The organism is Cerasibacillus sp. JNUCC 74 (assembly GCF_053667775.1).
Genome location: NZ_CM132207.1, coordinates 1,947,382 through 1,974,034 on the forward strand (window position 1 = coordinate 1,947,382; position 26,653 = coordinate 1,974,034).

23 protein-coding genes are annotated in these 26,653 nt (G+C 37.4%); all 23 read left to right on the forward strand.

Annotation, left to right across the window (positions count from 1 at the left end; genetic code table 11):
• Positions 1–25 precede the first annotated feature (25 nt).
• Positions 26–1,408 carry a DUF342 domain-containing protein gene (locus tag JNUCC74_RS08560; RefSeq protein ID WP_077320442.1) on the forward strand — a complete coding sequence of 461 codons (1,383 nt, stop codon included), beginning with the start codon at positions 26–28 and terminating at the stop codon, positions 1,406–1,408.
• 187 nt (positions 1,409–1,595) lie between these two features.
• Positions 1,596–1,901, forward strand: a complete 306-nt coding sequence (locus tag JNUCC74_RS08565) for a hypothetical protein (protein ID WP_454067670.1) — start codon at positions 1,596–1,598, stop codon at positions 1,899–1,901.
• Positions 1,902–1,914: 13 nt separating this feature from the next.
• Positions 1,915–2,340 (forward strand): DUF6115 domain-containing protein, encoded by a 426-nt coding sequence (locus JNUCC74_RS08570; RefSeq protein ID WP_454067671.1) that lies wholly within the window; start codon positions 1,915–1,917, stop codon positions 2,338–2,340.
• A gap of 488 nt (positions 2,341–2,828) precedes the next feature.
• The gene (gene rpsB, locus JNUCC74_RS08575; protein WP_454067672.1) at positions 2,829–3,599 is read left to right on the forward strand and encodes a 30S ribosomal protein S2; all 771 of its coding nucleotides are present in this window, start codon (positions 2,829–2,831) and stop codon (positions 3,597–3,599) included.
• A 90-nt stretch (positions 3,600–3,689) separates the two neighbouring features.
• On the forward strand, positions 3,690–4,574 hold the full coding sequence (gene tsf, locus JNUCC74_RS08580) for a translation elongation factor Ts (RefSeq protein WP_454067673.1): 885 nt from the start codon (positions 3,690–3,692) through the stop codon (positions 4,572–4,574).
• A 95-nt stretch (positions 4,575–4,669) separates the two neighbouring features.
• Positions 4,670–5,392: a UMP kinase gene (pyrH, locus tag JNUCC74_RS08585; RefSeq protein WP_077320447.1), complete on the forward strand. Its 723-nt coding sequence runs from the start codon at positions 4,670–4,672 to the stop codon at positions 5,390–5,392.
• Positions 5,393–5,394: 2 nt separating this feature from the next.
• Positions 5,395–5,943, forward strand: coding sequence for a ribosome recycling factor (frr, locus tag JNUCC74_RS08590; protein WP_077320448.1), 549 nt, complete (start codon positions 5,395–5,397; stop codon positions 5,941–5,943).
• Between the two features lie 196 nt (positions 5,944–6,139).
• A complete protein-coding gene (locus tag JNUCC74_RS08595; RefSeq protein WP_454067674.1) occupies positions 6,140–6,901 on the forward strand; it encodes an isoprenyl transferase in 762 nt (253 codons plus the stop codon).
• 12 nt (positions 6,902–6,913) lie between these two features.
• Entirely contained in the window at positions 6,914–7,714 is an 801-nt protein-coding gene (locus JNUCC74_RS08600; protein WP_454067675.1) for a phosphatidate cytidylyltransferase, read from the forward strand.
• A gap of 432 nt (positions 7,715–8,146) precedes the next feature.
• A complete protein-coding gene (rseP, locus tag JNUCC74_RS08605; protein WP_454067676.1) occupies positions 8,147–9,412 on the forward strand; it encodes an RIP metalloprotease RseP in 1,266 nt (421 codons plus the stop codon).
• 379 nt (positions 9,413–9,791) lie between these two features.
• Positions 9,792–14,078: a PolC-type DNA polymerase III gene (locus JNUCC74_RS08610; RefSeq protein ID WP_454067677.1), complete on the forward strand. Its 4,287-nt coding sequence runs from the start codon at positions 9,792–9,794 to the stop codon at positions 14,076–14,078.
• 908 nt (positions 14,079–14,986) lie between these two features.
• Positions 14,987–15,457, forward strand: coding sequence for a ribosome maturation factor RimP (gene rimP / locus JNUCC74_RS08615; protein ID WP_454067678.1), 471 nt, complete (start codon positions 14,987–14,989; stop codon positions 15,455–15,457).
• Between the two features lie 16 nt (positions 15,458–15,473).
• A complete protein-coding gene (gene nusA / locus JNUCC74_RS08620; RefSeq protein WP_454067679.1) occupies positions 15,474–16,571 on the forward strand; it encodes a transcription termination factor NusA in 1,098 nt (365 codons plus the stop codon).
• A 14-nt stretch (positions 16,572–16,585) separates the two neighbouring features.
• Positions 16,586–16,867 (forward strand): RNase P modulator RnpM, encoded by a 282-nt coding sequence (gene rnpM, locus JNUCC74_RS08625; RefSeq protein ID WP_454067680.1) that lies wholly within the window; start codon positions 16,586–16,588, stop codon positions 16,865–16,867.
• Positions 16,857–17,159, forward strand: coding sequence for a YlxQ family RNA-binding protein (locus JNUCC74_RS08630; RefSeq protein ID WP_454067681.1), 303 nt, complete (start codon positions 16,857–16,859; stop codon positions 17,157–17,159). The genes rnpM and JNUCC74_RS08630 overlap by 11 nt, the downstream gene beginning before the upstream one ends.
• A 16-nt stretch (positions 17,160–17,175) precedes the next feature.
• A complete protein-coding gene (gene infB / locus JNUCC74_RS08635; RefSeq protein ID WP_454067682.1) occupies positions 17,176–19,314 on the forward strand; it encodes a translation initiation factor IF-2 in 2,139 nt (712 codons plus the stop codon).
• Positions 19,314–19,592: a DUF503 domain-containing protein gene (locus JNUCC74_RS08640; protein WP_077320458.1), complete on the forward strand. Its 279-nt coding sequence runs from the start codon at positions 19,314–19,316 to the stop codon at positions 19,590–19,592. The genes infB and JNUCC74_RS08640 overlap by 1 nt, the downstream gene beginning before the upstream one ends.
• 47 nt (positions 19,593–19,639) lie before the next feature.
• Positions 19,640–19,981 (forward strand): 30S ribosome-binding factor RbfA, encoded by a 342-nt coding sequence (gene rbfA, locus JNUCC74_RS08645; protein ID WP_077321517.1) that lies wholly within the window; start codon positions 19,640–19,642, stop codon positions 19,979–19,981.
• 143 nt (positions 19,982–20,124) lie between these two features.
• On the forward strand, positions 20,125–21,018 hold the full coding sequence (gene truB, locus JNUCC74_RS08650) for a tRNA pseudouridine(55) synthase TruB (RefSeq protein WP_454067683.1): 894 nt from the start codon (positions 20,125–20,127) through the stop codon (positions 21,016–21,018).
• 20 nt (positions 21,019–21,038) lie between these two features.
• Positions 21,039–21,977, forward strand: a complete 939-nt coding sequence (ribF, locus tag JNUCC74_RS08655; protein WP_454067684.1) for a riboflavin biosynthesis protein RibF — start codon at positions 21,039–21,041, stop codon at positions 21,975–21,977.
• A 137-nt stretch (positions 21,978–22,114) separates the two neighbouring features.
• A complete protein-coding gene (rpsO, locus tag JNUCC74_RS08660; protein WP_077320461.1) occupies positions 22,115–22,384 on the forward strand; it encodes a 30S ribosomal protein S15 in 270 nt (89 codons plus the stop codon).
• A 670-nt stretch (positions 22,385–23,054) separates the two neighbouring features.
• Positions 23,055–25,172 carry a polyribonucleotide nucleotidyltransferase gene (locus JNUCC74_RS08665; RefSeq protein WP_077320462.1) on the forward strand — a complete coding sequence of 706 codons (2,118 nt, stop codon included), beginning with the start codon at positions 23,055–23,057 and terminating at the stop codon, positions 25,170–25,172.
• A 534-nt stretch (positions 25,173–25,706) separates the two neighbouring features.
• The gene (locus tag JNUCC74_RS08670) at positions 25,707–26,651 is read left to right on the forward strand and encodes a polysaccharide deacetylase family protein (protein ID WP_077320463.1); all 945 of its coding nucleotides are present in this window, start codon (positions 25,707–25,709) and stop codon (positions 26,649–26,651) included.
• The last annotated feature ends 2 nt before the right edge of the window (positions 26,652–26,653 follow it).

The following is a 26,653-nucleotide window of genomic DNA, read 5'->3' on the forward strand; positions in this document are numbered from 1 at the left end:
AGAATAGAAGGGCGGAACATATGTTATGGGTCAATTACAATTAGAAGAAGTGTTAACCGTTACGGTTGCAAAAGATAAAATGCTCGCGCAAATTGATGTAAAAGAAGGTCAAGATCTTTCAAATGTGGAATTAACAGATGAATCGCTTCGTCAGCTACTAGCCCAACATCATATCAAATATGGAATTATGGATGAAGCAATAACGCACTTTATTCAACGTCCAACTATGGATGTGTTTCCATTAACTATTGCACGGGGGAAGCAGCCGGAGCATGGTAAGGATGGAAAAGTCGAGTATGTTTCAGATTTCTCCACAGAGATAAATCGTGATCAACAATGGAATTTTCGCGATGTCATGCGAATTCCTTCCGTTAAAAAAGGAGAGAAAATAGCTACGGTTAAGCCCCCAACAAAAGGGACACCGGGTTACATGGTAAATGGTAAGATGATTGCAGCTCGTCCAGGTCGTCCCGCTTTAATAAAAGCGGGTAAGAATGTGGTTTTTAAAGAAGAAAATCAAACTTTTTACGCCGTATCAGAAGGGCAATTAAGCATTAGAGGGAAGTTAATCCAAATACAACCTGTTTTTGAAATTCATGAAACACTTTCTATGAAAAAAGGAAACTTAGATTTTGTAGGAACTATTATTATCCGTGGAGATGTTCCTGCAGGTTATAGTGTAAAAGCAGGTGGAGACATCAAAATATTTGGGATGGTGGAGGCTGCAACCATATCTGCTGGTGGTTCCGTTCATGTATCAGAAGGTTTAGCTGGACAGGGAAAGGGAACAATTGAAGCTGGGGAGTCTATTCAAATTGGCTATATCAATCAAGGTAATGTAATTGCAGAAAAAGATTTATATGTAGAGAATTCCATCATTCATAGTATTTGTACGATAAAGGGACATGTTTTTTGCCAAAAAGGAAGTATAATTGGTGGTACGCTATCTGTGGGAAAGATGGCTGAAGCAAAAGATGTAGGAAATCGACTAAGTACGAAAACGGAAATTATTTTTGGACTGAATCAATTAGTAGAGCAACAAAAAAACAAGTTGCTTACTAAAAAGCAGGATTTGGAAGCGATATTGGCGAAATTAACTTTATTAGGCGAGAAGCTGAAGGCAAATAAAAAAACAGATGATCCTAAATTAAGAATTACAGCGCTTCGCCAAAAACATTCATGGAGTAAGACAAAGGCTGAATTGGAAGAGGTCGAACAAGCTGTGAATGAGCTTAATTCCTATTTAGGAAGTGAACAGGAAGCGGAACTTATTGTTAGAAATTATTTGTATTCAAATGTTACGGTTGCCTTTGGTAAATATCGTCGGGTGATTAAAGCAGATCATCATTATGTTAAAATGCATTTAGTTGACAACGAGATTGTCATACATCCTTTGTCTCGCATGTAAGGATCGGTATTTCTCTTATCTCAAATGTCCTTTATGACCCCCTGGCGACATGGTGAGAGAAACGTCTCTTAAATGCCCGATTTGTTTAAAGACCTTTAGGTGTCATACCCTTGCGGTACTAACAGTCAAGGAGAAAAGCATTCCTTGACTGAAGTTCACTTTATTTGATTGTAAAGGAAGTGATCTAGTGGGGTGGAAATCGGTTGAAATGCAGGTAGCTCTTCCACGTTCTCAGGACGCCGGAAAGCTTCAGCAGCAATTGTTAAGACAAGGCCAAGATTTTCAAGCTTCCCTTACTCAACATCAGCTGCTTCAGGAAGAATTAAAGCGCAAGCAAGTAGCGGAAACCGAACAATTATATCGATCTAAATGGGAGGGGGAAGCTGATAAAAACACCTATGAGAAGTTTCCTAATAAGCGAAAAGACAATAAGAAAAAATTACAAAAATATCAACATCCGTATTTAGGAAAACAGATTGATTTTAACGGGTAGAGAGGGATTTTTCATGACATCTTTTTTACTGTTGATTAGTTTTTTATTGCATATCATTTCATTTTCGGCTATTTATCAGCTATTTAAACAAGTAAAACAACACCACCAATCGAACACAACTGATTCTAATATTGGAGCGTTATTTGAATCCTATTTAGCGGAATTTAAAGAGGAAAATAACCGCCTGCAACAGGCGCTTAAACAAACGAACCATGCGCAATTAGAGCCCGATAGCGAAGAAAACATGGAAGAGATCGCAAGCACCATAGTGGAAAATGTCCCAATGGTTGATGACAGCAAAGAGGACAAAGTAGTTACATCACTAAAAGCAAACATACTACAGCTTTATAGTAAAGGCCTCTCTCCAGGGGAGATCGCCAAGCAGTTAAATTGCGGTAAAACAGAAGCGGAACTAATTATTAAGTTACATCAACAATAAATGTTATATGTTAGAAAAACTTGGCTTGTTGCCAAGTCTTTATGGCGAAAGCGATCGTTTTTCTTATACGATAAAGTAAAACTTCATTCAGTAGGAATTTGCTTCCCTCTCCTACTGAATGTTAGTTGAACCAATCGGGCATTTAGGTGCCGTTTTTTGCCACTTAGACTCTTTTGTATCAATTCAGGACTTGAAGCAGGAAACTTACGGCACCTTACATGCGGGACAAAGCCTAAAGTTTTATACTTTTCTATAATGTAAAAAAGAATTTTTTTTGATAAAACTGTATATTATATAATTATACTTGATTCCTTCTATTTGTTATGATATATTATCTTGTGGTGTGAATACAATATTTTTCGCATGAGAGCGTTAGTTTGTAAATTACACACGCTTAGGGATTTGTAAATGTGGTGCCGTAATTAAGTTATGGTCTTTTTACAAAGAGGATCTAAGCGGAGGATAAAAACCATTAGGAGGAATTTTTAATGTCAGCTATTTCAATGAAACAGCTACTTGAAGCTGGTGTACATTTTGGTCATCAGACTCGTCGCTGGAATCCGAAGATGAAAAAATACATCTTCACAGAGCGTAATGGAATTTATATCATCGACTTGCAAAAAACAGTGAAAAAGGTAGATGAAGCATACAATTACGTGAAGGAAGTTGTAGCAAACGGAGGTACCATCCTTTTCGTAGGTACCAAAAAACAAGCACAGGAATCAGTACGTGAAGAAGCGATTCGCTCCGGTATGTTCTATGTAAATCAACGCTGGTTAGGTGGTACACTTACTAACTTCCAAACGATTCGCAAACGTATCAATCGTTTAAAAGACATTGAGCGTATGGAAGAAGACGGTACATTCGACGTATTACCGAAGAAAGAAGTTATGAACCTGCTAAAAGAAAAAGATCGTTTAGTGAAATTCCTTGGCGGGATTAAAGAAATGAATAAGCTTCCAGATGCGTTGTTTGTTATTGATCCACGTAAAGAACGAATTGCAATTGCTGAAGCTCATAAATTAAATATTCCAATTATCGGAATTGTAGATACAAACTGTGATCCGGATGAAATTGATTATGTAATCCCTGCAAATGATGATGCAATTCGTGCTGTAAAACTTTTGACTTCAAAAATGGCAGATGCTATTTTAGAGGTAAAACAAGGCGAAGAAATGGAAGAAGTTCCAGCAGCAGAAAAAGAAGAACCTAAAGCAGAAAAAGAAGCTGAAGCAGCTACTGAAACAAAACAAGATTAATCATCAATTAAAGGTGAGGGTGATAAGAGGATGAGAGCCTTTTATCACCTTTTTTAAAGAAAAACGTATTCGTGTCAAGGAGGATTTTAAATGGCTATTACTGCAAAAATGGTTAAAGAATTACGTGAAAAAACAGGCGCAGGCATGATGGATTGTAAAAAAGCGCTACAAGAAACAGATGGGAACATGGATGCTGCTATCGATTATTTACGAGAAAAAGGACTTTCTAAAGCAGCTAAGAAAGCTGATCGCATTGCGGCTGAAGGTTCAACCTATATTAAAACGGAAGGCAACACGGCTGTTTTACTAGAAGTAAATTGTGAAACAGATTTTGTAACGAAAAATGATCAATTTAAACAACTGCTTGTTCAACTTGCTGATCATTTGCTTCAGAAAAAACCGGAAACTGTTGAAGAAGCACTTCAACAAACAATGGTGGAAACGGGTGACACAGTAGAAAATTACATCAAAGCTGCTGTTGCAAAAATCGGTGAAAAGTTATCACTTCGCCGCTTTACGATTTTAACAAAAACAGATAATGATACATTTGGCGAATACTTGCATATGGGTGGGCGCATCGGTGTACTTACACTGTTAGAAGGAACAACTGATAAAGAAGTGGCAAAAGATGTAGCCATGCATATAGCAGCTGTAAATCCGCGTTATATTTCTCGTGATCAAGTGGCTGAAGAAGAAGTAAATCATGAACGAGAAGTGCTAAAAGCGCAAGCATTAAATGAAGGAAAGCCCGAGCATATTGTAGAAAAAATGGTAGAAGGCCGTCTTGGCAAATTTTTTGAAGAAATTTGTTTATTGGAACAAAACTTTGTCAAAGATCCAGACCAAAAAGTGAAAAAGTATGTTTCTGATAAAGGTGCTTCTGTAAAATCATTTGCTCGTTATGAAGTAGGCGAAGGTATGGAAAAAAGAGAAGAAAACTTCGCAGATGAAGTAATGAGTCAAATCAAAAAGTAATGGTTGGTCATAGGGAGCAAGAAATTGTTCCCTATTTCTCCATACAGCTTTATACATTCACAATAAATAACTATCATTTTTCTATGGAGGTTACTATGACAACAGCTTGTTACCGTAGAATCGTACTTAAATTAAGTGGAGAAGCATTAAGTGGCAAAAATGGTTTTGGTATTGAACCAAAGGTCATTCAGTCGATCGCTAATCAGGTAAAAGAAGTAGCTGAATTAGGTGTAGAAATTGCAATTGTTGTTGGTGGAGGAAACATTTGGCGTGGTAAAATTGGTAGTGAAATGGGCATGGATCGAGCAACAGCAGATTATATGGGGATGCTAGCTACCATTATGAACGCTCTAGCACTACAGGATGGGTTGGAGAATATCGGTATTCCAACAAGAGTGCAAACATCAATTGAAATGCGACAAGTAGCGGAGCCGTACATAAGGAGAAAAGCAATTCGTCATCTGGAGAAAAAGCGTGTAGTCATTTTTGCTGCAGGAACTGGAAATCCATTCTTTTCTACGGATACAACGGCAGCTTTACGTGCTGCAGAGATTGAAGCAGAAGTTATCCTCATGGCTAAAAACAATGTAGATGGAGTTTATACCGAAGATCCTAAGCTGAACAAGAATGCAACGAAGTATGATCAGCTTTCTTACATGGAAATGCTAAATGAAGGACTCGGTGTCATGGATTCAACAGCTTCAACCTTGTGCATGGATAACGATATTCCATTAGTCGTATTCTCGATTATGGAGGAAGGCAATATAAAACGAGTCGTACAAGGAGAAGTAATAGGAACGACGATAAGGGGGAAATAAATATGTCGGATGATATAATGAAACAAATGAAAGAAAAAATGGAACAAGCTGTTCAAGCATTTACTAAAAATTTGGCGACAATTAGAGCAGGAAGAGCAAATCCAAGTTTATTAGATAGTGTATTTGTCGAATATTACGGCACAAGTACACCATTAAATCAATTAGCATCCGTTTCTGCTCCGGAAGCCAGACTTCTTGTTATTACTCCATATGATAAAACAGCTATCTCAGATATTGAAAAAGCCATTCAAAAAGCAGATTTAGGGATTTCTCCGTCCAGTGATGGTAATGTGATTCGTATTAATATTCCGCCACTAACTGAAGAACGCCGTAAAGATTTAGTCAAAGTTGTCGGTAAATATGCAGAGGAATCACGTGTACAAGTAAGAAATCTCCGTCGTGAAGCAAATGATCAGTTGAAAAAAGAGGAAGGTCTACCGGAAGATGAACGAAGAGCTTTACAAGACGACGTTCAAAAAGCTACCGATAAGTACATTGAAAAAATCGATGAACTGGCAAAAAATAAAGAAAAAGAAATTATGGAAGTTTAACCTATTTCCATGTAAAATGAATAGAAAAAGCCCCTCTTTATTTAAGGGGGCTTTTGTTTTCTTAAGGAAAAATAGTATAATAAAACTTGATTTACGTGATATAATGGTGTTTAACTTAAGCATAAAATGTGCTTAAACATCATACGATGGATAGATGAAGAAACAGAAACGGTAAACAATATTCGGAGGACAAATTATGTCAATTAGACTTCCTTTCATAAAAAAGAAACAAAGAGAAACAATACAACTAATGGATAGTAAAAACGTTCCGAATCATATCGCCATTATTATGGATGGGAATGGTAGATGGGCGAAAAAAAGGTCGCTCCCAAGAATTGCCGGTCATAAAGAGGGTGTTGATGCAGTTGTAAAAGCAGTTAGAGCAGCACATCAATTCAATGTTAAAATTTTAACCTTATATGCTTTTTCAACAGAAAATTGGAAAAGACCCCAAAAAGAAATCGAATTTTTAATGAAACTGCCAAAGGAATTTTTACATATTCATTTACCAGAGCTAATGGAAAGAAATGTACGTATCCAAACAATCGGGGAATTTAATGCGTTACCAGCACATACAAAAGAAGCCGTTCAATATGCGATTGATAAAACAAAGAATAATGATGGATTATTACTGAACTTTGCATTAAACTATGGTAGTAGGTATGAAATTGTGCAAGCAATGAAACATATCGTGTCTGATATTAATGAAGCTAAGTTAACACTGGATGCAATTGATGAAACCGTCTTTTCTAAGTATCTATACACAAATGGACTTCATGATCCGGACTTATTAATACGAACAAGCGGGGAACAACGTTTGAGTAATTTTTTGCTTTGGCAGATGGCCTATACGGAGTTTTGGTTTACCGATGTGCTTTGGCCGGATTTTGATGAAGCAGTATTTAAACAAGCAATTGAAGAATACCAACAACGTCAACGCCGTTATGGCGGAATTTAAGGTGAGGATAATATGAAGCAACGGATTATAACAGCCATTGTTGCACTCATTGTATTTGTCCCATTTGTTATTATTGGCGGTTTGCCATTTGAAATATTAGTATATATGATGGCAACTATCGGCTTTCTTGAGTTGATCAGGATGGGAAATATAGCTAAATACTCGATTCCATCCGTTATGGGAATTGTGTTATTATGGGTGTTAATGATGCAGGAGCATTCGGGAACTACTCCCTTTGCATGGCTGACGAAAACAGAGATAGTTATGCTTATAGTATTATTATTACTATCATATACCGTATTAGTAAAAAATAAATTTACATTTGATCACGCTGGTGTTGTTTTATTATCCGCTATCTATGTAGGCATGGGTTTTTATTATTTAATTTTAGCTAGAGAAGGTGAAAATGGCGGGGGATTAGCCACTATCCTGTATATATTTTTGCTTATCTGGTCGACAGATACAGGTGCTTATTTTGTTGGACGAGCATTTGGAAAACGGAAGCTTTGGCCAAAAATCAGTCCGAATAAAACAGTGGAGGGTGCAATAGGTGGCATCGTTATGGCGATCATTACGAGTATTATTTTTCAATTAATTCATCCCATTGAAGATACATTAATCGGTATGATTGGTGTAGCCATTATCGCTTCCGTATTTGGACAAATTGGTGACCTCGTAGAATCTGCATTCAAACGGCATTTTGGTGTGAAGGACTCTGGCAACGTGCTTCCTGGTCATGGAGGTATATTGGATCGGTTTGACAGTTTATTATTTGTATTACCGATTTTACACTTAGTAGGTTTTTTTAATTAAGCACATAATAAAATAATTAGTAGTGTAAACGGGTATCGTTTCCTGAACAATAAATAAACTTGGCTGTCTACTGACTTGTCATACTTAGAAATAATAATCTTTACAACATGGAAACATATTCTAAAGTTTTATCCCGCATGTAAGTGCCGTAATACTTCCACTTCAAGAGTGTAGGAAATACGAAGAAATTAAACTGAGAGAAAACGGCACCTAAATGCCCGATTTGTTCAAGGATCTTTAGATCATGCCCTTGCAGTACTAACATTCAGTAGGAGATGGAAGAAAACTCCTACTGAATCAAGTCTCACTTTATACGTTTGAATGAACAACGAGATTCGATGCATCATTTTTTAGATGCTTTTTTAACATCGTCATAGCAATAAAAATTAACGAGAAATAAGTCTACATCCTATTAAAAGGAAGGTGCTCTTTTTGAATACGGTAATCGCGTTTATTTTCATGTTCGGTCTCCTCGTTTTTATCCATGAATGGGGTCATTTGATTTTTGCCAAACGAGCTGGTATGCTCGCACGAGAGTTTGCGATTGGTTTTGGACCTAAAGTATTTGCATTTACAAGAAACGAAACGGTGTATACGATTCGACTCCTTCCAATTGGCGGATATGTAAGAGTGGCCGGAGAAGACCCAGAAATTATTGATCTAAAGCCTGGTCATCATGTTGGGCTCGAATTTAATGAACAAGATGAGGTCATTAAAATCATCGTTAATCATAAATCAAAGCATCCCAATGCCCGCGTGATTGAAATAGAGGAAGCAGATTTAGATCATAAGCTGCAAATTGTAGGTTATGAAATTGATGAACAGGATGAAGAGTTACGGTTTAAGGTGCATCCAAAAGCCAAGTTTGTTATGGATGAACAAGAGACACAAATTGCACCTTATAATCGGCAATTTGCATCCAAATCCGTCGGTCAACGTGCTATGCAATTGTTTGCAGGTCCAATGATGAACTTTGTCCTGGCAATTGTCATCTTTTTAATACTGGGTGTTATTCAAGGAGTACCTGTGGAAGAAGCTAAAATGGGTGAAGTACAAGCGGATAGCCCAGCAGCTGAAGCGGGGATTAAAAACGGCGATGAGGTTGTAAAAATAGAGGATCAGTCCATTTCGACATGGCAACAATTTACTACCATTGTTCGAGAAAACCCCGGTGAGGAGCTTGATCTAGTTGTTCTTCGTGAAGGGAAAGAAGTGCCGTTAACCGTTATTCCTGCAGAGGTTCAAGGAATGGAAGGACAAGAGCCATTTGGGCAAATTGGTGTCTATAAGGCCTTTGAGAAATCACTATTAGGAACAGTTTCCTATGGTTTTACGCAAACCTTTGAAACGACAAAGCTTATTTTAACGAACTTAGGAATGCTAATAACAGGTCAATTACCAATTGAAACATTATCCGGACCAGTCGGGATTTATGATGCAACGGATCAAATTGTTCAAACAGGATTTACTAATTTCCTGCTGTGGACAGCAATGTTAAGCATTAACTTAGGAATAGTAAATCTTGTTCCACTTCCTGCACTAGATGGGGGTCGATTATTATTTGTTGGTATTGAGGCCGTTCGTGGAAAGCCGATTGCGCCGGAAAAAGAAGGCTTGTTCCATTTTGTTGGTTTTGCCTTTTTAATGCTTTTAATGATTATCGTTACGTGGAATGATATTCAGCGCTTATTCCTTTAAATTGTATAAAGCTGCTGCATATCCACATGAATGGATCATTAGACTTTGGATGAAAGGCTAAAGACAATGGGCCGATTTTTAAAGCTTGGTTTCGCTTAAGAAAAGTGATTGTTTAAAACAACGAATTTACCTTAGCTTCAGTTAGATAATAGATTCTAATGTACGCCTAAGCAGTTTTAAAAATGGTATCCTTATCAACCCTTTAAGAAACAAGAATTTATCCAAATATATGGTTTTGGAGGTCTCTTCAACTAGTTTAGAGTCAAAAAGATTACCATACGGATAGTTTTATCTGTAAAACCCTTGTCATATGCCAAGAGACAGGGGTTTTATAGCATAAATAAGATCTAAATTTGATTAACGGTACAGGAGGAGAACAATGGATATAACAAAAAAAGAAAAAATGGATGTACTGTTAAAACAACTGCAGATGTCGGAAGATCAGTTAGTCTATTTTAAAGATAGCTACTTAAATAAATTGGAAATAGTAAAACATACAAAAACATGGCATTTTCACATTTGTACGAAAAAAGTGTTACCCTGTGAAGTTTATCAGCTGTTTAAACATCGCTTGCAAACATGCTTTCAAAAGATTGCAAATATTGATGTTTCGATTGAAACGACAGAAAAGACTTGTGATGAAGCTAATACGTTAAAATATTGGCAGGATTTCATTCATTCGGCTGCACAATTATCACCGGCATATAAGGACATGGTGTTAAACCAGACCCCAGAAGTTGACGGTAATAATATTATGTTAACTGCAAGAAATGAAGCAGAAGCATTAGCAGTTAAAAAACGCTTAGAAGCATCATTTAAACATTTCTGTGTAAAAGCGGGTTTGCCTAGATATGTAATTAAAATTGACGTTAGAACAGAGATCGAGGCTTTACAACGGTTTAAGCAACAAACAGCAGTTGAAGATCAGAAAATCGTTCAAAGGACAGTGCAAGAAAAAGAAAAACGCGATCAAACGAAACTCCAATCTGATAACAAGCCGGTCATGTTAGGCTATAAAATACAGGATGAGCCAATTCATATGGAAGAAATCATCGAAGAAGAACGCAGGGTAACCGTGCAAGGGTATATTTTTTCTGTTGACATACGTGAGTTGCGTTCGGGAAGAAGCTTGCTGATTGCTAAAGTAACCGATTATACCGACTCTCTCCAAATCAAGATGTTCTCAAAAGGAGATGAAGACAGAGAAAAATTTAAAGCTGTCAAAGAAGGGATATGGATAAAAGCCCGAGGCAGCATCCAAACAGATATGTATTCCAATGAATTAGTAATGATGGCAAATGACATACAAGAAATCAGAGTCGAGCCACGTAAAGATACAGCACCAGAGGACGAGAAAAGAGTGGAATTACATGCACATACGACGATGAGTCAAATGGATGCAGTTGTTTCACCAACAAATTTAATCGCACAAGCTGCTAAATGGGGACATCAAGCAGTAGCTATAACTGATCATGCTGGTGTTCAAGGCTTTCCGGAAGCACATCATGCAGGGGAAAAACATGGAATTAAAGTGCTGTATGGAGTAGAGGCGAATTTAGTTGATGATGGTGTACCAATTGCCTACAACGAACATGATATTGATTTAGCCACAGGTACATATATTGTCTTTGACGTTGAAACGACAGGTTTATCGGCTGTGTATGACACAATAATTGAGCTGGCGGCCGTAAAAATTCACCAAGGTGAAATTATTGATCGATTTGAGTCTTTTGCCAACCCACACCATCCATTATCCCAAACAACCATTGACCTTACCGGAATTACCGACGAGATGGTACAAGATGCTCCAGAAGTAGATGATGTATTACGAGACTTTCGAAATTGGATGGAAGATGGTATTTTAGTTGCGCACAATGCCAGTTTTGATATGGGATTTTTAAACCAAGGCTTACAAAAAATCGGGTATGATAAAGCGGAAAATGCTGTCATTGATACATTAGAACTAGCCAGGTTTCTTTTCCCTCAGTTAAAAAATCACCGTTTAAATACATTGTGTAAATATTTGGACATTGAACTAACGCAGCATCACCGAGCTATTTATGACGCAGAGGCAACGGGATATTTATTGTGGAAGCTTGTGCAAGAATTGTTAAAAAAAGATATTACAAATCACAATCAATTGAACAATCATATGGGTGAAGGAAATGCGTATCAACGCTCCAGACCGTTTCATTGTACATTAATTGCGAAGACAGAAGAAGGGCTTAAAAACATTTATAAACTAGTGTCTTATGCCCATATTGATTATTTCTACCGTGTACCGAGATTACCTAGATCACTATTACAAAAATATCGTCATGGTATATTAGTAGGTTCCGCATGTGATCAAGGTGAAGTCTTTGAAACAATGATGCAAAAATCAGAAGATGAAGCGGAAAACGTGGCACAATTCTATGATTATATTGAAGTGCAACCACCGGCAAATTATGCCCATTTAATTGAAAAAGATTTGGTGCAAAATGAAGCACAAATACTAGATATTATTAAGAAATTAGTGAAATTAGGAGAAAGAATTGGCAAACGTGTAGTAGCAACCGGTAATGTTCATTATTTAGATGAACAAGATCAAATTTATCGGCAAATTCTCATTGCCTCTCAAGCAGGAAATCCGTTAAATCGGGTTACATTACCGCAAACACCTTTTCGTACTACCAATGAGATGCTAAATGAATTTCAATTTTTAGGAGAAAAGAAAGCAAAAGAAATTGTGGTTACAAACACGAATTTAATTGCCGATGAGATAGAAGAAATATCTCCAGTAAAGGATGGATTATTCACTCCAACGATTGAAGGAGCGGAAGAAGAAATAAGAGACCTTTGTTATACAAGAGCTAAAAAAATATACGGTGAACCGCTTCCGAAAATTGTTTCCGAACGATTAGAAAAAGAATTAAAGAGTATTATTGGACATGGTTTTAGTGTCATTTATCTTATTTCTCAAAAGCTAGTGAAAAAATCATTGGAGGATGGGTATTTGGTTGGCTCTAGGGGCTCTGTTGGTTCATCATTTGTCGCAACGATGACCGAAATAACAGAGGTAAATCCTTTACCACCGCATTATATTTGTAAAGAATGCCACTATCATGAATTTATTACGGATGGTTCTGTCGGAAGCGGGTTTGATCTTCCAGATAAGGACTGCCCAACATGTCAAACTCCATTAACAAAAGATGGACAAGACATCCCATTTGAAACTTTTTTAGGTTTTAAAGGAGATAAAGTACCAGATATTGATCTAAACTTTTCAGGTTCTTATCAACCAAGAGCCCATAATTATACAAAAGAATTGTTTGGAATTGATAATGTTTATCGTGCAGGAACGATTGGAACGATCGCTGAAAAGACGGCTTACGGCTATGTAAAGGGCTATGCGTCTGATAATCAGCTTGCCTTAAAAAATGCTGAAGTGGATCGATTAGTAAAAGGTTGTACAGGCGTAAAACGGACAACCGGGCAACACCCCGGTGGTATTATTGTTGTACCTGATGAAAAGGAGATTTATGATTTTACGCCAATTCAATATCCGGCTGATGATCGAAATAGTGAGTGGCGAACGACTCATTTTGACTTCCACTCTATCCATGATAATTTATTGAAGTTAGATATTCTCGGCCACGATGATCCAACCGTAATACGAATGTTACAAGATCTAAGCGGAATTGATCCAAAGACGATCCCAACGGATGATCCGGATGTAATGACCATTTTTTCAGGAACAGAAGCGCTTGGGGTGACCCCGGAACAAATTAACTGTAAAACAGGTACATTGGGTGTTCCGGAATTTGGAACGAAATTTGTGCGGCAAATGCTTGAAGATACAAAGCCTAAAACATTTGCAGAACTTGTTATTATCTCTGGCTTATCACATGGTACAGATGTGTGGCTTGGTAATGCGCAAGAGTTGATTAATAATGGGATATGTGAATTGCCGGATGTTATCGGCTGTCGAGATGATATCATGGTTTATCTCATGCACAAAGGGCTTGAAGCTTCTTTAGCCTTTAAAATTATGGAGTTTGTCCGTAAAGGTAAAGGGCTAAAAGATGAATGGATTACAGAAATGAAGAAACATAATGTGCCAGATTGGTATATTGAATCTTGTAAAAAGATTAAATATATGTTCCCGAAAGCTCACGCAGCTGCATACGTGTTAATGGCTGTGCGAATTGCTTATTTTAAAGTTCATTATCCAATCTATTTTTACGCAGCTTATTTTACAGTTCGAGCAGATGATTTTGAACTGGATACGATGATCAAAGGATCCAATGCTATACGTAAGCGAATTGAAGCTATTACAGCAAAAGGAAATGACGCTTCACCAAAGGAAAAAAGTTTATTAACGGTGTTAGAGATTTCACTTGAAATGTGCGAAAGAGGTTTTTCCTTTAACAAAGTGGATTTATATAAATCTAGTGCGACGGAGTTTATCGTCGATGGGGATTCCTTAATTCCACCATTTAATGCTGTTGATGGACTAGGCACAAATGCTGCGTTAAATATTGTCAAAGCTAGAGAAGAAGGAGAGTTTCTATCCAAGGAAGATCTGCGGGAAAGAAGTAAAATTTCTAAAACCGTATTGGAATATTTGGACAATCACGGCTGCTTAGAGGGAATGGCTGAGCAAAATCAACTATCCTTATTCTAGCCGTTTAGGAAATTGTTCGACTGCAGATATCTTTTTCGTAAAGTAGCTTTGTCCAGCTTATGACACTTTGTGCTTGGTTCTTCGAGGGGGCTTTACTCCTTCCCAAAGGGGCGAAGTCTCCTCGGCGGGGGTTTAGCGTAGTTGCGGCTAACCGAGCGCTTGCGCTTTTGATCCTTGCAATGAAATAAACGATATGCTATACTTATTTTGGTAAGTTAACGATACGAACGTTTTAAAAGAGTGGGTGATTACCCACTCTTTCTTCATACTTTAGCTTGCAACGATGAATCCCTTGCCGAACCTCTAGGCAGGGGTTTTATATTGAAAAAAGGTGACAGCTTGTATGGTGGAATAGGGTTGGTTACCGGAATCATCCTAAAAATAAAGCGAAACTTCATTCAGTAGGAGTTTTCTTCCATCTCCTACTGAATGTTAGCTGAATGAATCGGGCATTTAGGTGCCGTTAACTACCGCTTAGACCCTTTGTATCAACTCAAGATCTTGAAGTGGGAATCTTACGGCACCTTACATGCGGGATAAAGTGAAACTTCATTCAGTAGGAGTTTTCTTCCCTCTCCTACTGAATGTTAGCTGAATGAATCGGGCATTTAGGTGCCGTTAACTACCGCTTAGACCCTTTGTATCAACCTAAGATCTTGAAGTGGGAATCTTACGGCACCTTACATGCGGGATAAAGATGGATTGATTATTAAAACGATGGTATATCTGACAGTTTTGGTTAGGCGATAGCTCAGTAAAAAGGTAACCGGTTTTAAATCGAATCATTAGGGGAACTTCTTAAAGTTTGCTTTTCATAAAAAGCGATAGGCGGGAATTTTCCTTGCAGAAATGAAATAGGAGAAAATGGTTTATACTAGTAACTAAAACAGTTTAAAGGAGGATAAGCATTGAGCTCGAAAGTAGTTAAAACAACGGAAGAATTGGTTCTCCCTATTTTAGAACAAAAAAACCTTGAATTAGTAGACATTGAATATGTAAAAGAAGGAAAGAACTGGTTTCTCCGCGTTTATATTGATAAAGATGGCGGCGTGGATATCACAGAATGTGGTGAAGTATCAGAGCAATTAAGTGAACGGTTGGATGAAGCCGATCCGATTTCTGAAGCTTATTTCCTAGAGGTTTCTTCACCAGGCGTAGAGCGCCCTTTAAAAACGAAACGAGATATTGCTAATAGTATTAATCAATACATCCATGTTAAATTATACGAACCGATCAATGGTGAAAAAACGTATGATGGTGAGTTAATCAATTATTCAGACGATGTGTTAACAGTCGAATATAGAGTGAAAACGCGTAAAAAAACAGTAGAAATTCCATTTGATAAGATAGCCAAAGCCAGATTGGCTGTAAAGTTCTGAAAAGGGGGAGAAAAAAGTGAGTACGCAGTTGTTCGATGCCATTGATAATTTAGCAAAAGAAAAAGGAATTGATAAGGAGATTCTATTGGAGGCCTTGGAAGCCGCGTTGATTTCAGCATACAAGAAAAATTTTAAATCAGCAACAAACGTTCGTGTTGAGCTTAATGAAGAAACAGGTAAGATGCGTGTCTTTTCCAGAAAAACAGTCGTAGAAGAAGTAGAAGATACACAACAAGAACTTTCAATAGATGAAGCAAAAGAAATCAACCCAAATTATGAAGTTGATGATATCGTTGAAGTGGAAGTAACTCCTAAGAATTTTGGACGAATCGCTGCTCAGGCTGCTAAACAAGTTGTCACACAGCGTGTAAGGGAAGCGGAGCGGGGGGTTATTTATTCGGAGTTTGCTGACCGTGAAGAAGATGTGATGACAGGAATCATTCAGCGAAAAGATCCGCGTTTTGTGTATGTTAACCTCGGTAAAATAGAAGCAAAGCTGGCTGAATCGGAACAGATGCCGACGGAAGAATACAACATTCACGATCGTATTAAAGTGTTTGTAACAAAAGTTGAAAACACAAGTAAGGGTCCGCAAATCTATATTTCAAGGTCACATCCAGGTTTATTGAAGCGACTATTTGAAATGGAAGTTCCTGAGATATATGATGGTATTGTAGAAATAAAATCCGTTGCCAGAGAAGCTGGAGATCGCTCAAAAATTTCTGTTTATGCAAGAGACCCAGAAATTGACCCGGTTGGCTCTTGCGTTGGGCAAAAAGGGCAACGTGTGCAAGCGATTGTTAATGAACTGAAAGGTGAAAAAATTGATATCGTGGAATGGTCGGATGATCCAACTATTTATGTATCTAACGCATTAAGCCCTTCAAAGGTTATTAAGGTATTGGTGAATGAAGAAGAAAGAGCAACAAAGGTCATTGTACCTGATTATCAATTATCGCTTGCAATTGGAAAACGTGGACAGAACGCACGTCTTGCCGCTAAGCTGACTGGTTGGAAAATAGACATAAAAAGTGAGTCTGAAGCGAAGGAAGAAGGATTGCTCGACGAAACTGACGAAGCCTATTCTGACAATGAAGAAAGTTTGTTTGAATAAGGAGGATAGGACACATGATAAAGAAGCGAAAAATTCCCACTCGTAGATGTGTCGTGACGAACGAAATGAAACCGAAAAAGGATTTAATCCGTATAGTTCGTAATAAAGAGGGAGAAGTGTTTGTGGATCCAACTGGTAAAAAAAATGGGAGAGGGGCTTACCTCTCAAAAGATATAGCAGTGATCGATCAAGCGGAAAAAACGAATGTGTTAAACAAACACTTAAATGCTACCGTTGATGCTGCCATTTTTACAGAGATCAGAGAACTGGTAGCAGGTGCAAATGATGAAAAATAACTATCTGAATATACTTGGTCTTGCTTTTAGAGCTGGCAAATGCACGCTTGGAGAAGAGGCCATTATTAAAGATATTCGTACCAATCGCGCAAAATTAATCTTATTAGCTAGCGACATTGGTCCACAAACGAAAAAAAAACTAACGGATAAATGTAAAACCTATGAAATACCATATGCCATAGTAGACGATAGAGAAACGTTATCGAAAGCTATTGGGAAAACCCAAAGAGTAGCAATTGCGATTTTAGATGAAGGGTTTGCTGTTAAGTTAAGGTCGTTACTCGGGGAATAAATTCGGGGGTGAACGTATGAGTAAAATGCGTGTATATGAATATGCAAAACAAAATAATATTTCAAGTAAGGCAGTAGTAGCATTTTTAAAAGAAAACAATGTTGATGTTACAAATCATATGTCAACTATTGCACAGAATGAGATAGCAAAGCTTGATGAACATTTTAAAAAAACGAAGCAAGAAGCAAAATCTACCGATGATTCAGCTTCAAAAACTGAAATTAAATCAAAATCAAATCCAAACCAGCGAACGAAAGCAAATCAAGCTACATCAAAAAAACGCCAACATAAACAGGACAAATCGAATAACAAACATCAAAAGCAACAAGGAAAGCCAGCGAAAGGTAAGAAAACGAAGGGAAATAATAAGATAGCAGCTAAAGAACCGGTAGAAAAGAAAGAAACTCCAAAGGAAATTAAGTATCACGGTACGCTAACGGTAAGTGAATTAGCTGATAAATTGAATAAGGATACATCAGAGATTATAAAAAAGCTAATGTTCCTTGGCGTAATGGCTACCAAAAATCAAGACTTAGATGATGATGCTATTGAGTTGATTTGTGCAGAATTCGGTGTAGAAGTTGAAAAAGAAGTAATTCTTGAAGATACAGACTTAGATAAATATATCGCCGAGGATAAACCGGAAGATTTGGTTGAAAGGCCTGCCGTTGTTACTATTATGGGGCATGTCGATCATGGAAAAACAACTTTGCTGGACTCTATCCGTCACACAAAAGTAACAGCAGGAGAAGCTGGTGGTATTACACAACATATAGGTGCTTACCAAGTTGAAAATGATGGCAAGAAAATCACTTTTCTAGATACTCCAGGTCACGCTGCGTTTACTAGCATGCGCTCACGTGGTGCGCAAGTTACGGACGTTGCAATACTTGTCGTTGCTGCTGATGATGGAGTGATGCCGCAAACTGTAGAAGCGATCAATCATGCAAAGGCTGCCGAAGTACCAATTATTGTAGCGGTTAACAAAATTGATAAAGAAACTGCTAACCCGAACAGAGTCATGCAGGAACTAACAGAATATGGACTAGTCCCTGAAGATTGGGGTGGGGATACCATTTTTGTAAACATCTCTGCTATCAAAGGAGAAGGTATTGACGAATTATTAGAAATGATTATACTTGTCTCGGAAGTTGAAGAATTAAAAGCAAATCCAAACAAGCCTGCTTTTGGTACGGTAATAGAGGCAGAACTTGATAAAGGAAGAGGTTCAGTAGCTACATTACTTGTGCAAAATGGTACGCTTCATGTTAGTGATTCGATCGTTGTTGGAAGTACGTATGGTCGTGTTCGTGCAATGGTTAATGATATTGGCCAACGTGTAACAGAAGCTGGACCGTCAACTCCTGTGGAAATAACAGGGCTTAATGATGTACCGCAGGCTGGCGATCAATTCCTTGTGTTTAGAGATGAGAAAAAAGCTCGGCAAATTGGGGAAGCAAGACAACAAAAGCAAATCCAAGAAAACCGCAGTGAACAAACGAAAGTTAGTTTAGACGATTTGTTTGAACAAATTAAACAAGGTGATATGAAAGAAATTAATATTATTATTAAAGCAGATGTTCAAGGATCAGCCGAAGCACTTGCTTCTTCCTTGCAAAAAATTGAAGTAGAAGGCGTCAATATTAAAATTATCCATTCCGGTGTAGGTGCTATCACCGAATCAGATGTTATTTTAGCTGCTGCCTCCAACGCGGTAGTTATCGGCTTTAATGTGCGTCCAGATGTCAATGCAAAAAAAGCAGCAGAACGTGAAAAGGTAGATGTCAGACTGCATCGCGTTATTTATAAAGCAATAGAAGAAGTTGAGTCAGCAATGAAAGGTTTGCTTGATCCGGAGTATGAAGAAAAAACCATCGGTCAAGCAGAAGTAAGAGAAACATTTAAAGTATCAAAAGTTGGTACCATAGCTGGTTGTTATGTAACAGATGGGAAAATTACCAGAAATTCCGGTGTACGTTTAATTCGTAATGGTGTTGTTCAATTTGAAGGCGAGATTGCAGCATTGAAACGCTTTAAGGATGATGTAAAAGAAGTAGCGCAAAATTATGAATGTGGAATTACGGTCAAAAACTTTAATGATATTAAAGAAGGAGATATCATCGAGGCGTTTGTCATGGAGGAAATTAAACGATAATGATCCTTTATGCCGAAGTAGAATGTATATTGTATGAGGGTCAGTCGTTAAAGCAAAAACGCTCCGTATTGAAGCGCCTTATAGCTAAATTAAAAAAAGACTTTAATATAGCTGTAACGGAATTGGACTATCATGATTTATGGCAACGGACAAAGCTTGGTATCGTTACGATTTCAACGGAGCAAGTACATGCTGAACAAGTGATTCAGGGCGTAATGGATGTGATTGATTCATATACTGAACTTGAACGAACCATTACTAATGTGGAAAGAATCTAAATTACGACTCCCTTTAAATGCAGGAGTTCTATGATGAGGTGAAAGAAATGTCTCAATTAAGAGCTAACCGAGTAAGTGAACAAATGAAGAAAGAATTAGGAGAAATTTTAACTCGGAAGATTAAAGATCCTAGAGTTGGATTTGTAACAGTAACAGATGTAGAAGTTACAGGTGATTTGCAGCAGGCAAAGGTGTATATTTCGGTATTAGGTGACGAAAAACAAAAAAAAGATACGTTACTTGGCTTAGCCAAAGCAAAAGGATTCATTCGTTCAGAAATCGGGCAACGAATCCGTTTGCGCAAAACACCTGAGTTAACATTTGAATTTGATGAAGCATATGAGTATGGCAATCGAATTGAAACGATTCTTCGCGACTTAAAGAAGTAATCCTCTTTGTTTTTTGAAGGATCTATACTTGCCAGTTCAGACCATTTCACGTGAATGGTTTGCTACAGTAGATAAAATCTGACCTCATCGTAAGGTCAGATTTTTCCTTCATCTGTTAATTAAAAAATGGAGGTTTTTTACATATGGATGGAATTTTACCATTATGGAAGCCTAAAGGATTTACATCCCATGATTGTGTATACAAAGTGCGTAAATTATTTGGCACAAAAAAAGTTGGACATACAGGAACGCTGGATCCAGATGCAGAAGGTGTTTTACCGATTTGTATTGGCAAAGCAACGAAAATAGTGCCATTTTTAACAGATACCAAAAAGGTTTATAAAGCTGAGTTGAAATTAGGGATAGCTACAACGACAGAAGATGCATCAGGAGAGATTATTGCACAGAAAGCGGTAAGCAATGTTCCAACCGAAGATGAAATTAATACCGTATTTGCTAAGTTTACCGGAGAAATAGAACAGATCCCCCCAATGTACTCTGCAGTGAAAGTAAAGGGAAAAAAGTTATACGAGTACGCAAGAAATAATGAAACTGTGGAACGGCCAATACGTCGTGTGGAAATATATGAACTAGTATTGCTGTCTCCGCCTGATCAAACAAATCATGCGTTAACTTTTCGGGTTAGTTGTTCAAAAGGAACGTATATACGTACACTATGCGTTGATATTGGAAAAGAGTTAGGATATCCGTCCCATATGTCTTTACTAATCAGAGAAGCCACAGGTGCATTTTCCCACAAAAATGCAGTAACATTTGCTACAATAGAAGAGGCTGTCAAGCGTAAGCAAGAAACAGAGCTACTATATCCTATTCAAGCTGGATTACCGCATTTGGATCAATACTTTGTTGACCAAGAGACAGCAAAAAAAGTGTTTCACGGGCAAAAACTACCACGTATAATGAACGTGAAGACGGATCCTTTTATAATGATGCATAAAAATGAAGCTGTAGCAATTTATAAAATACATCCTGATCAACCAGAATATATCAAACCAGTCCGTGTATTTAGTAGATAAGAAAGTGTAGGTGAAAAAAGATGCGAACATTTCAGTTAACATATCCGCACACTCTCATGCTGGAAGATTTACCAGAAACAGTTACCGCTATTGGGTTTTTTGATGGTATACATAAAGGTCATCAGCACGTTATTAAAACTGCAGTGAAAGAAGCAAAACGAAGAAACATGGAAAGCGCAGTCATTACATTCTACCCACACCCTTCTGTTGTATTAAATAAAGCAGTTAAGCATGTTAAATATATTACCCCAATGCGAGAAAAACAGGAAATTTTAAAACGGCTTGATGTAGATAGACTATATGTTATTACGTTTAATACTGAACTAGCAGCTTTATCAGCCCAAGGGTTTATTGATCATTTTATCAAGGGTCTGCATATAAAGCATCTCGTTGCTGGATTTGATTTTTCCTATGGACATAAAGGGAAGGGAAATATGAATACGATTGCTACTCATGCAGGAGGGGCATTCACTTATACAAAAGTAGAGAAAGTAGAATGCAATAATGAAAAAATCAGTTCTACTAAAATTCGGCAATTGCTTCGTATAGGAGAAATAGAAGAAGCAAATCAATTGCTTGGAAGACCATTGCTTGTTGATGGAATCGTTATAAAGGGTGCACAGCGTGGAAAGCAATTGGGTTATCCAACAGCTAATATCCATACTAATCCTGAAGCACTGTTACCGAGACCTGGTGTTTACGCGGTGAAAGCGATTTATAAGCAAGAAAAGTATGAAGGGATGGCAAGTCTTGGATTTAATCCAACCTTTGAAACAGAAATGGATGAACCGATTCTAGAAGTAAATATTTTTGACTATAATCATGAGCTTTATGGGGAAGAACTATTAATTGAGTTTCATAGATTTATTCGAAATGAAAAGAAATTTCCCGGGAAGAATGAGTTAATTGACCAAATAAAAAAAGATGAAAAAGAAATCCGTACGTTTTTTTCTCGATAAACTTAATTCCAGCACTTGCATTTTTGGCAAAAGAAGTGTAACATAAAAAAAGTCGAACCACCGCTTGGCAAAACGTAACTCCGGCGTTTGCTAGGGGAGTGGGGATGTCAAATTGTAAAATTAGGAGGTGAGCCAGAATGGCTATTACACAAGAGCGTAAGAAAGAAATCATCAATGATTTTAAAATTCATGACACGGATACTGGTTCTCCAGAGGTGCAAATTGCTGTACTTACGGAAGAAATCAATACTCTAAATGAACATTTACGCGTACACAAAAAAGACCACCATTCGCGTCGTGGACTATTGAAAATGGTAGGTAAGCGTCGTAATTTATTGAACTATCTTCGTAAAAAAGACGTTACTCGTTATCGTGAATTGATTAATAAGCTAGGTCTACGCAGATAAGTAAAAAAGCAGGAGAAATCCTGCTTTTTTATAGTCTAAGAAATTATATCCGTTTCTACATGGTGGTCTTCTTTTTCAAAAGTAGGTTCGTCCAGTTTTTGTGCTCTAGCTGTAAACAAACTTCGACCTTCTTCCTACGATAAGTCAACATTGCTTCGAATCTAAAGGAAGGCCGACTAAAAGTGGGCTTGCCGCTCAGGCGTCGGCATACTACTGTCTTAGAGGCATGTTTTCTTTAACTCGTCAGAAGTTCTTCCGTTCGTAAGCCGCTTAAACGAGTGCTTAAGCTTTTGTTCGTTCTACGTTAAGAGAGTAAAGAGTATCCTATGAGATAAGAAAAGCAATTAGACAATACATACAATTACAGTGATGGTACAAGCTAAGTTTACTTCACATACGGAAGCATTTGTAACAAATTTTCTAAGTTTTACGTATAAGTGCAACTAGAAGGTTAATTTTAGGCTTTTTGCTTTCTTCGTCTATCTAGAACAGGCTATACTTTTCTTACAGATTTTCCACGTATATAATAGAAAACGTAGGATGGTTGTATAAATAGGGTATATGTATATTAAAATTAGTAAATCCTTTTATTATCTACATAAAATTTACAATCATGCTTATTCATTCTAAAATATAAGGTATAATGTTTTTGAAAGGAGTACTTGAACTAATGGCAGAAGACAAACATCAATTCTCTACACAAATCGCCGGAAAGAAATTTATTGTTGAAACCGGAGAATTAGCAAAGCAAGCAAATGGCGCTTGTATGATTCACTATGGAGATACTGTTGTGTTATCTGTAGCAACAGCGTCTAATGAACCTAAAGATCTTCCTTTTTTTCCGCTAACGGTTAACTATGAGGAACGTCTCTATGCAGTCGGAAAAATTCCAGGAGGATTTATCAAGCGAGAAGGAAGACCTAGTGAAAAAGCAATTCTTTCTTCACGCTTAATCGATCGCCCTATTCGTCCTTTATTTCCTGATGGGTATCGAAATGAAGTACAAGTGATCAGTACAGTTATGAGTGTTGATCAGGATTGTTCTTCAGAAATAGCAGCAATGATTGGTTCTTCTATCGCTCTGTGCATCTCAGACATTCCATTTTCCGAGCCAATAGCAGGAGTTCATGTTGGACGAGTAAATGGTGAATTTGTCATTAACCCAACAGTGGAACAAGAAGAACAAAGTGATATTGATTTAACTGTAGCCGGAACGAAAGATGCGATCAATATGGTCGAAGCAGGCGCTAATGAAGTTCCAGAGGAAGTAATGTTAGAGGCAATTATGTTTGGGCACAAGGAGATCATTCGTTTAGTTGAGTTTCAAGAAGAAATTATTCGAGCGACTGGTGTTGAGAAGCAACAACCCGTTTTATTTGAAATTGATCAAGACTTAGCAGAAAAAGTAGAAGCACAAGCAAAAGAAAAATTGCTTCAAGCAATTCAAGTTAAAGAAAAGCTGGCACGTGAGGAAGCTATTGAAGCTGTAAAAGAAGAAGTGCTCGCATTGTACGACGAAGAGGAAGAAGAAGTTAAACAAGTAAAAGCAGTACTTGATAATATGGTAAAAGAAGAAGTACGAAGATTAATTACGAAAGAAAAAATTCGTCCAGATGGTCGTAAAATCGATGAGATACGTCCACTTTCTTCACGAATTAATGTATTACCTAGAGCACATGGATCTGGTTTGTTTACACGTGGACAAACGCAAGCCTTAAGCGTATGTACACTCGGAGCATTAGGAGATGTACAAATTCTTGATGGACTTGATTTAGAAGAATCTAAACGATTTATGCACCATTACAATTTTCCAGCATACAGTGTAGGTGAAACTGGCCCAATGCGTGGACCTGGTCGACGCGAAATTGGACATGGTGCATTAGGAGAACGGGCATTAGAAAAAGTAATTCCTTCTGAAAAAGAGTTTCCATATACCATTCGGCTTGTATCAGAAGTCTTGGAGTCTAATGGTTCCACGTCACAAGCAAGTATTTGCGCAAGCACACTTGCAATGATGGATGCAGGAGTTCCAATTAAGGAACCAGTTGCCGGGATTGCCATGGGTCTTGTAAAATCGGGAGAAGATTATACGATTCTTACCGATATTCAAGGGATGGAAGATGCACTAGGTGATATGGATTTTAAAGTGGCAGGTACCGCAAAAGGTGTAACGGCATTACAAATGGATATAAAAATTGATGGATTGTCTAAACAAATTCTAGAAGAAGCACTGCATCAAGCCAAAAAAGGTCGTATGCAAATTCTTGATTCAATGCTCGCTACAATCTCCAAACCAAAAGAAGAGCTTTCGGAATATGCGCCAAAAATTTTAACCATGCAAATTAACCCAGAAAAGATTCGTGATGTTATTGGGCCTAGCGGAAAGCAAATCAATAAAATCATTGATGAAACTGGTGTAAAAATCGATATTGAACAAGATGGAAATATCTTTATCTCTTCAACAGATGAAAAAATGAATGAAAAAGCGAAACACATTATTGAGGATTTAGTAAGAGAAGTAGAAGTTGGTCAAATGTATCTTGGAAAAGTAAAGCGGATTGAAAAATTCGGTGCTTTTGTTGAATTGTTTAAAGGAAAAGATGGGCTTGTTCATATTTCTGAATTAGCAGAGGAAAGAACAAATAAAGTAGAAGACGTTGTTTCTATTGGTGACGAAATTCTAGTAAAAGTAAAAGAAATTGATCAACATGGAAGGATAAATTTGTCTAGAAAAGCAGTATTAAAAGAAGAACGTGAACGAAAAGAAGCATCAAAGCCAAAATCATAAAAAACAAGAAGCTGGCATCCCAGTTTCTTTTTTATTATCTAAGAAAGTATATTCGTTTCTATATTGTAGATAACTTTTTTGAAAATTAATATCGCCTAGTTTAGCGATCATGCTGCTAGCAAACTTCGCTCTTCTTCCTATGGTGAGTCAACATCGGTTCGAACCTAAGGAAAGCCAACTAAAAGCGGACTGCCGCTCAGGCGTCGGCATACCTCTGTTGCAGGGCATGTTTTCTCCGACAGAACTTCTCTAGTTTGTACATCGCTAAACGGAGCACTTGCTTTTATTCTTTATGAAAAGCAAAAGCACTGGAATAAAGATGAATACGCCCATTTATTCCAATTAATAAAATTAAACATATACGATTATAATTCCATATTGATTATTCTGTAAAAAAGCGGTTTCCAGTAAATAATAGCTTTTCCGTCTGCGCTATTGGTTAACTTACTCCCTTTTTAAGTATAAAAATCGCTATGATGGATAGCATACCTTGTCCTCTTTCATCATATATGTAGTAATGAGGGGGGGATACGTGTGCACCGTTATCGGCATTTAATACATTTTATCGTTTTTATCACACTTGTAGTATTGACGTTTGATATAAATAGAAATGTAATTACACCAATGGATACGACTAATATTATGGAAACAATAAATAGAGAAGATTCACTATATAAGGAGATTGAAACAAAAGCAAAACAGTATGAAGAGGCACCACAAGATGCATATATTGACCGGGTATGGAAAAAAACGCCGGGTCGTAATGGCCGAATCGTTAATATAGATAAATCCTATGAAAAGATGAAAAAAGCAGGGGTATTTAAAGAGACTTTATTAGTCTATGATGAAGTTCCACCGAAAACAGGCTTAAAGGATTTGCCGCCTTCACCAATATATCGTGGGCATCCGGAAAAAAATATGGTAGCATTTCTTATTAATGTTTCATGGGGAGAAGCATATGTTCCTGAACTATTATCAATTTTAAAAAAGCATCATGTAAAGGCAACTTTTTTCATTGAAGGAAAATGGGCGAAAAATAATGCTGAATTAGTAAAAATGATTCACGAACAAGGCCATTTGATCGGAAATCATGCTTATAATCATCCCGATATGTCTAGGTTATCCAATCAAAATATGATGGAACAGATTGTACAAACAAATGATATCATTAAAGCTATTATCGGAACCACCCCAAAGTGGTTTGCTCCTCCTAGCGGTAGCTACAACGATCATGTTGTCCAAATTGGTCATCAATTAAACATGGAAACAGTCCTTTGGACCGTTGATACGATTGATTGGAAGAATCCTTCTATTTCTGTTATGCTTAACCGGGTAAATGAAAAGCTTCATCCGGGTGCAACTATCTTAATGCACCCAACAGAAGCAACAGCGCGTGGTTTAGATCAATTGATTACATCTATCAAAGATAAAAAATTTAAAATAAATACGATTGAAAAGCTGGTTGATACCCAAAGATAATC

Bases quoted from the DNA above. Each gene is read 5' to 3' on its own strand.
- frr (WP_077320448.1), top strand. From the start codon at position 5,395: ATGTCGGATGATATAATGAAACAAATGAAAGAAAAAATGGAACAAGCT.
- rnpM (WP_454067680.1), top strand. From the start codon at position 16,586: ATGATAAAGAAGCGAAAAATTCCCACTCGTAGATGTGTCGTGACGAAC.
- ribF (WP_454067684.1), top strand. From the start codon at position 21,039: ATGCGAACATTTCAGTTAACATATCCGCACACTCTCATGCTGGAAGAT.
- truB (WP_454067683.1), top strand. From the start codon at position 20,125: ATGGATGGAATTTTACCATTATGGAAGCCTAAAGGATTTACATCCCAT.
- tsf (WP_454067673.1), top strand. From the start codon at position 3,690: ATGGCTATTACTGCAAAAATGGTTAAAGAATTACGTGAAAAAACAGGC.
- pyrH (WP_077320447.1), top strand. From the start codon at position 4,670: ATGACAACAGCTTGTTACCGTAGAATCGTACTTAAATTAAGTGGAGAA.
- infB (WP_454067682.1), top strand. From the start codon at position 17,176: ATGAGTAAAATGCGTGTATATGAATATGCAAAACAAAATAATATTTCA.
- JNUCC74_RS08570 (WP_454067671.1), top strand. From the start codon at position 1,915: ATGACATCTTTTTTACTGTTGATTAGTTTTTTATTGCATATCATTTCA.
- rpsB (WP_454067672.1), top strand. From the start codon at position 2,829: ATGTCAGCTATTTCAATGAAACAGCTACTTGAAGCTGGTGTACATTTT.
- JNUCC74_RS08640 (WP_077320458.1), top strand. From the start codon at position 19,314: ATGATCCTTTATGCCGAAGTAGAATGTATATTGTATGAGGGTCAGTCG.
- JNUCC74_RS08665 (WP_077320462.1), top strand. From the start codon at position 23,055: ATGGCAGAAGACAAACATCAATTCTCTACACAAATCGCCGGAAAGAAA.
- JNUCC74_RS08630 (WP_454067681.1), top strand. From the start codon at position 16,857: ATGAAAAATAACTATCTGAATATACTTGGTCTTGCTTTTAGAGCTGGC.
- rpsO (WP_077320461.1), top strand. From the start codon at position 22,115: ATGGCTATTACACAAGAGCGTAAGAAAGAAATCATCAATGATTTTAAA.
- JNUCC74_RS08560 (WP_077320442.1), top strand. From the start codon at position 26: ATGGGTCAATTACAATTAGAAGAAGTGTTAACCGTTACGGTTGCAAAA.
- rbfA (WP_077321517.1), top strand. From the start codon at position 19,640: ATGTCTCAATTAAGAGCTAACCGAGTAAGTGAACAAATGAAGAAAGAA.
- JNUCC74_RS08595 (WP_454067674.1), top strand. From the start codon at position 6,140: ATGTCAATTAGACTTCCTTTCATAAAAAAGAAACAAAGAGAAACAATA.
- JNUCC74_RS08610 (WP_454067677.1), top strand. From the start codon at position 9,792: ATGGATATAACAAAAAAAGAAAAAATGGATGTACTGTTAAAACAACTG.
- JNUCC74_RS08600 (WP_454067675.1), top strand. From the start codon at position 6,914: ATGAAGCAACGGATTATAACAGCCATTGTTGCACTCATTGTATTTGTC.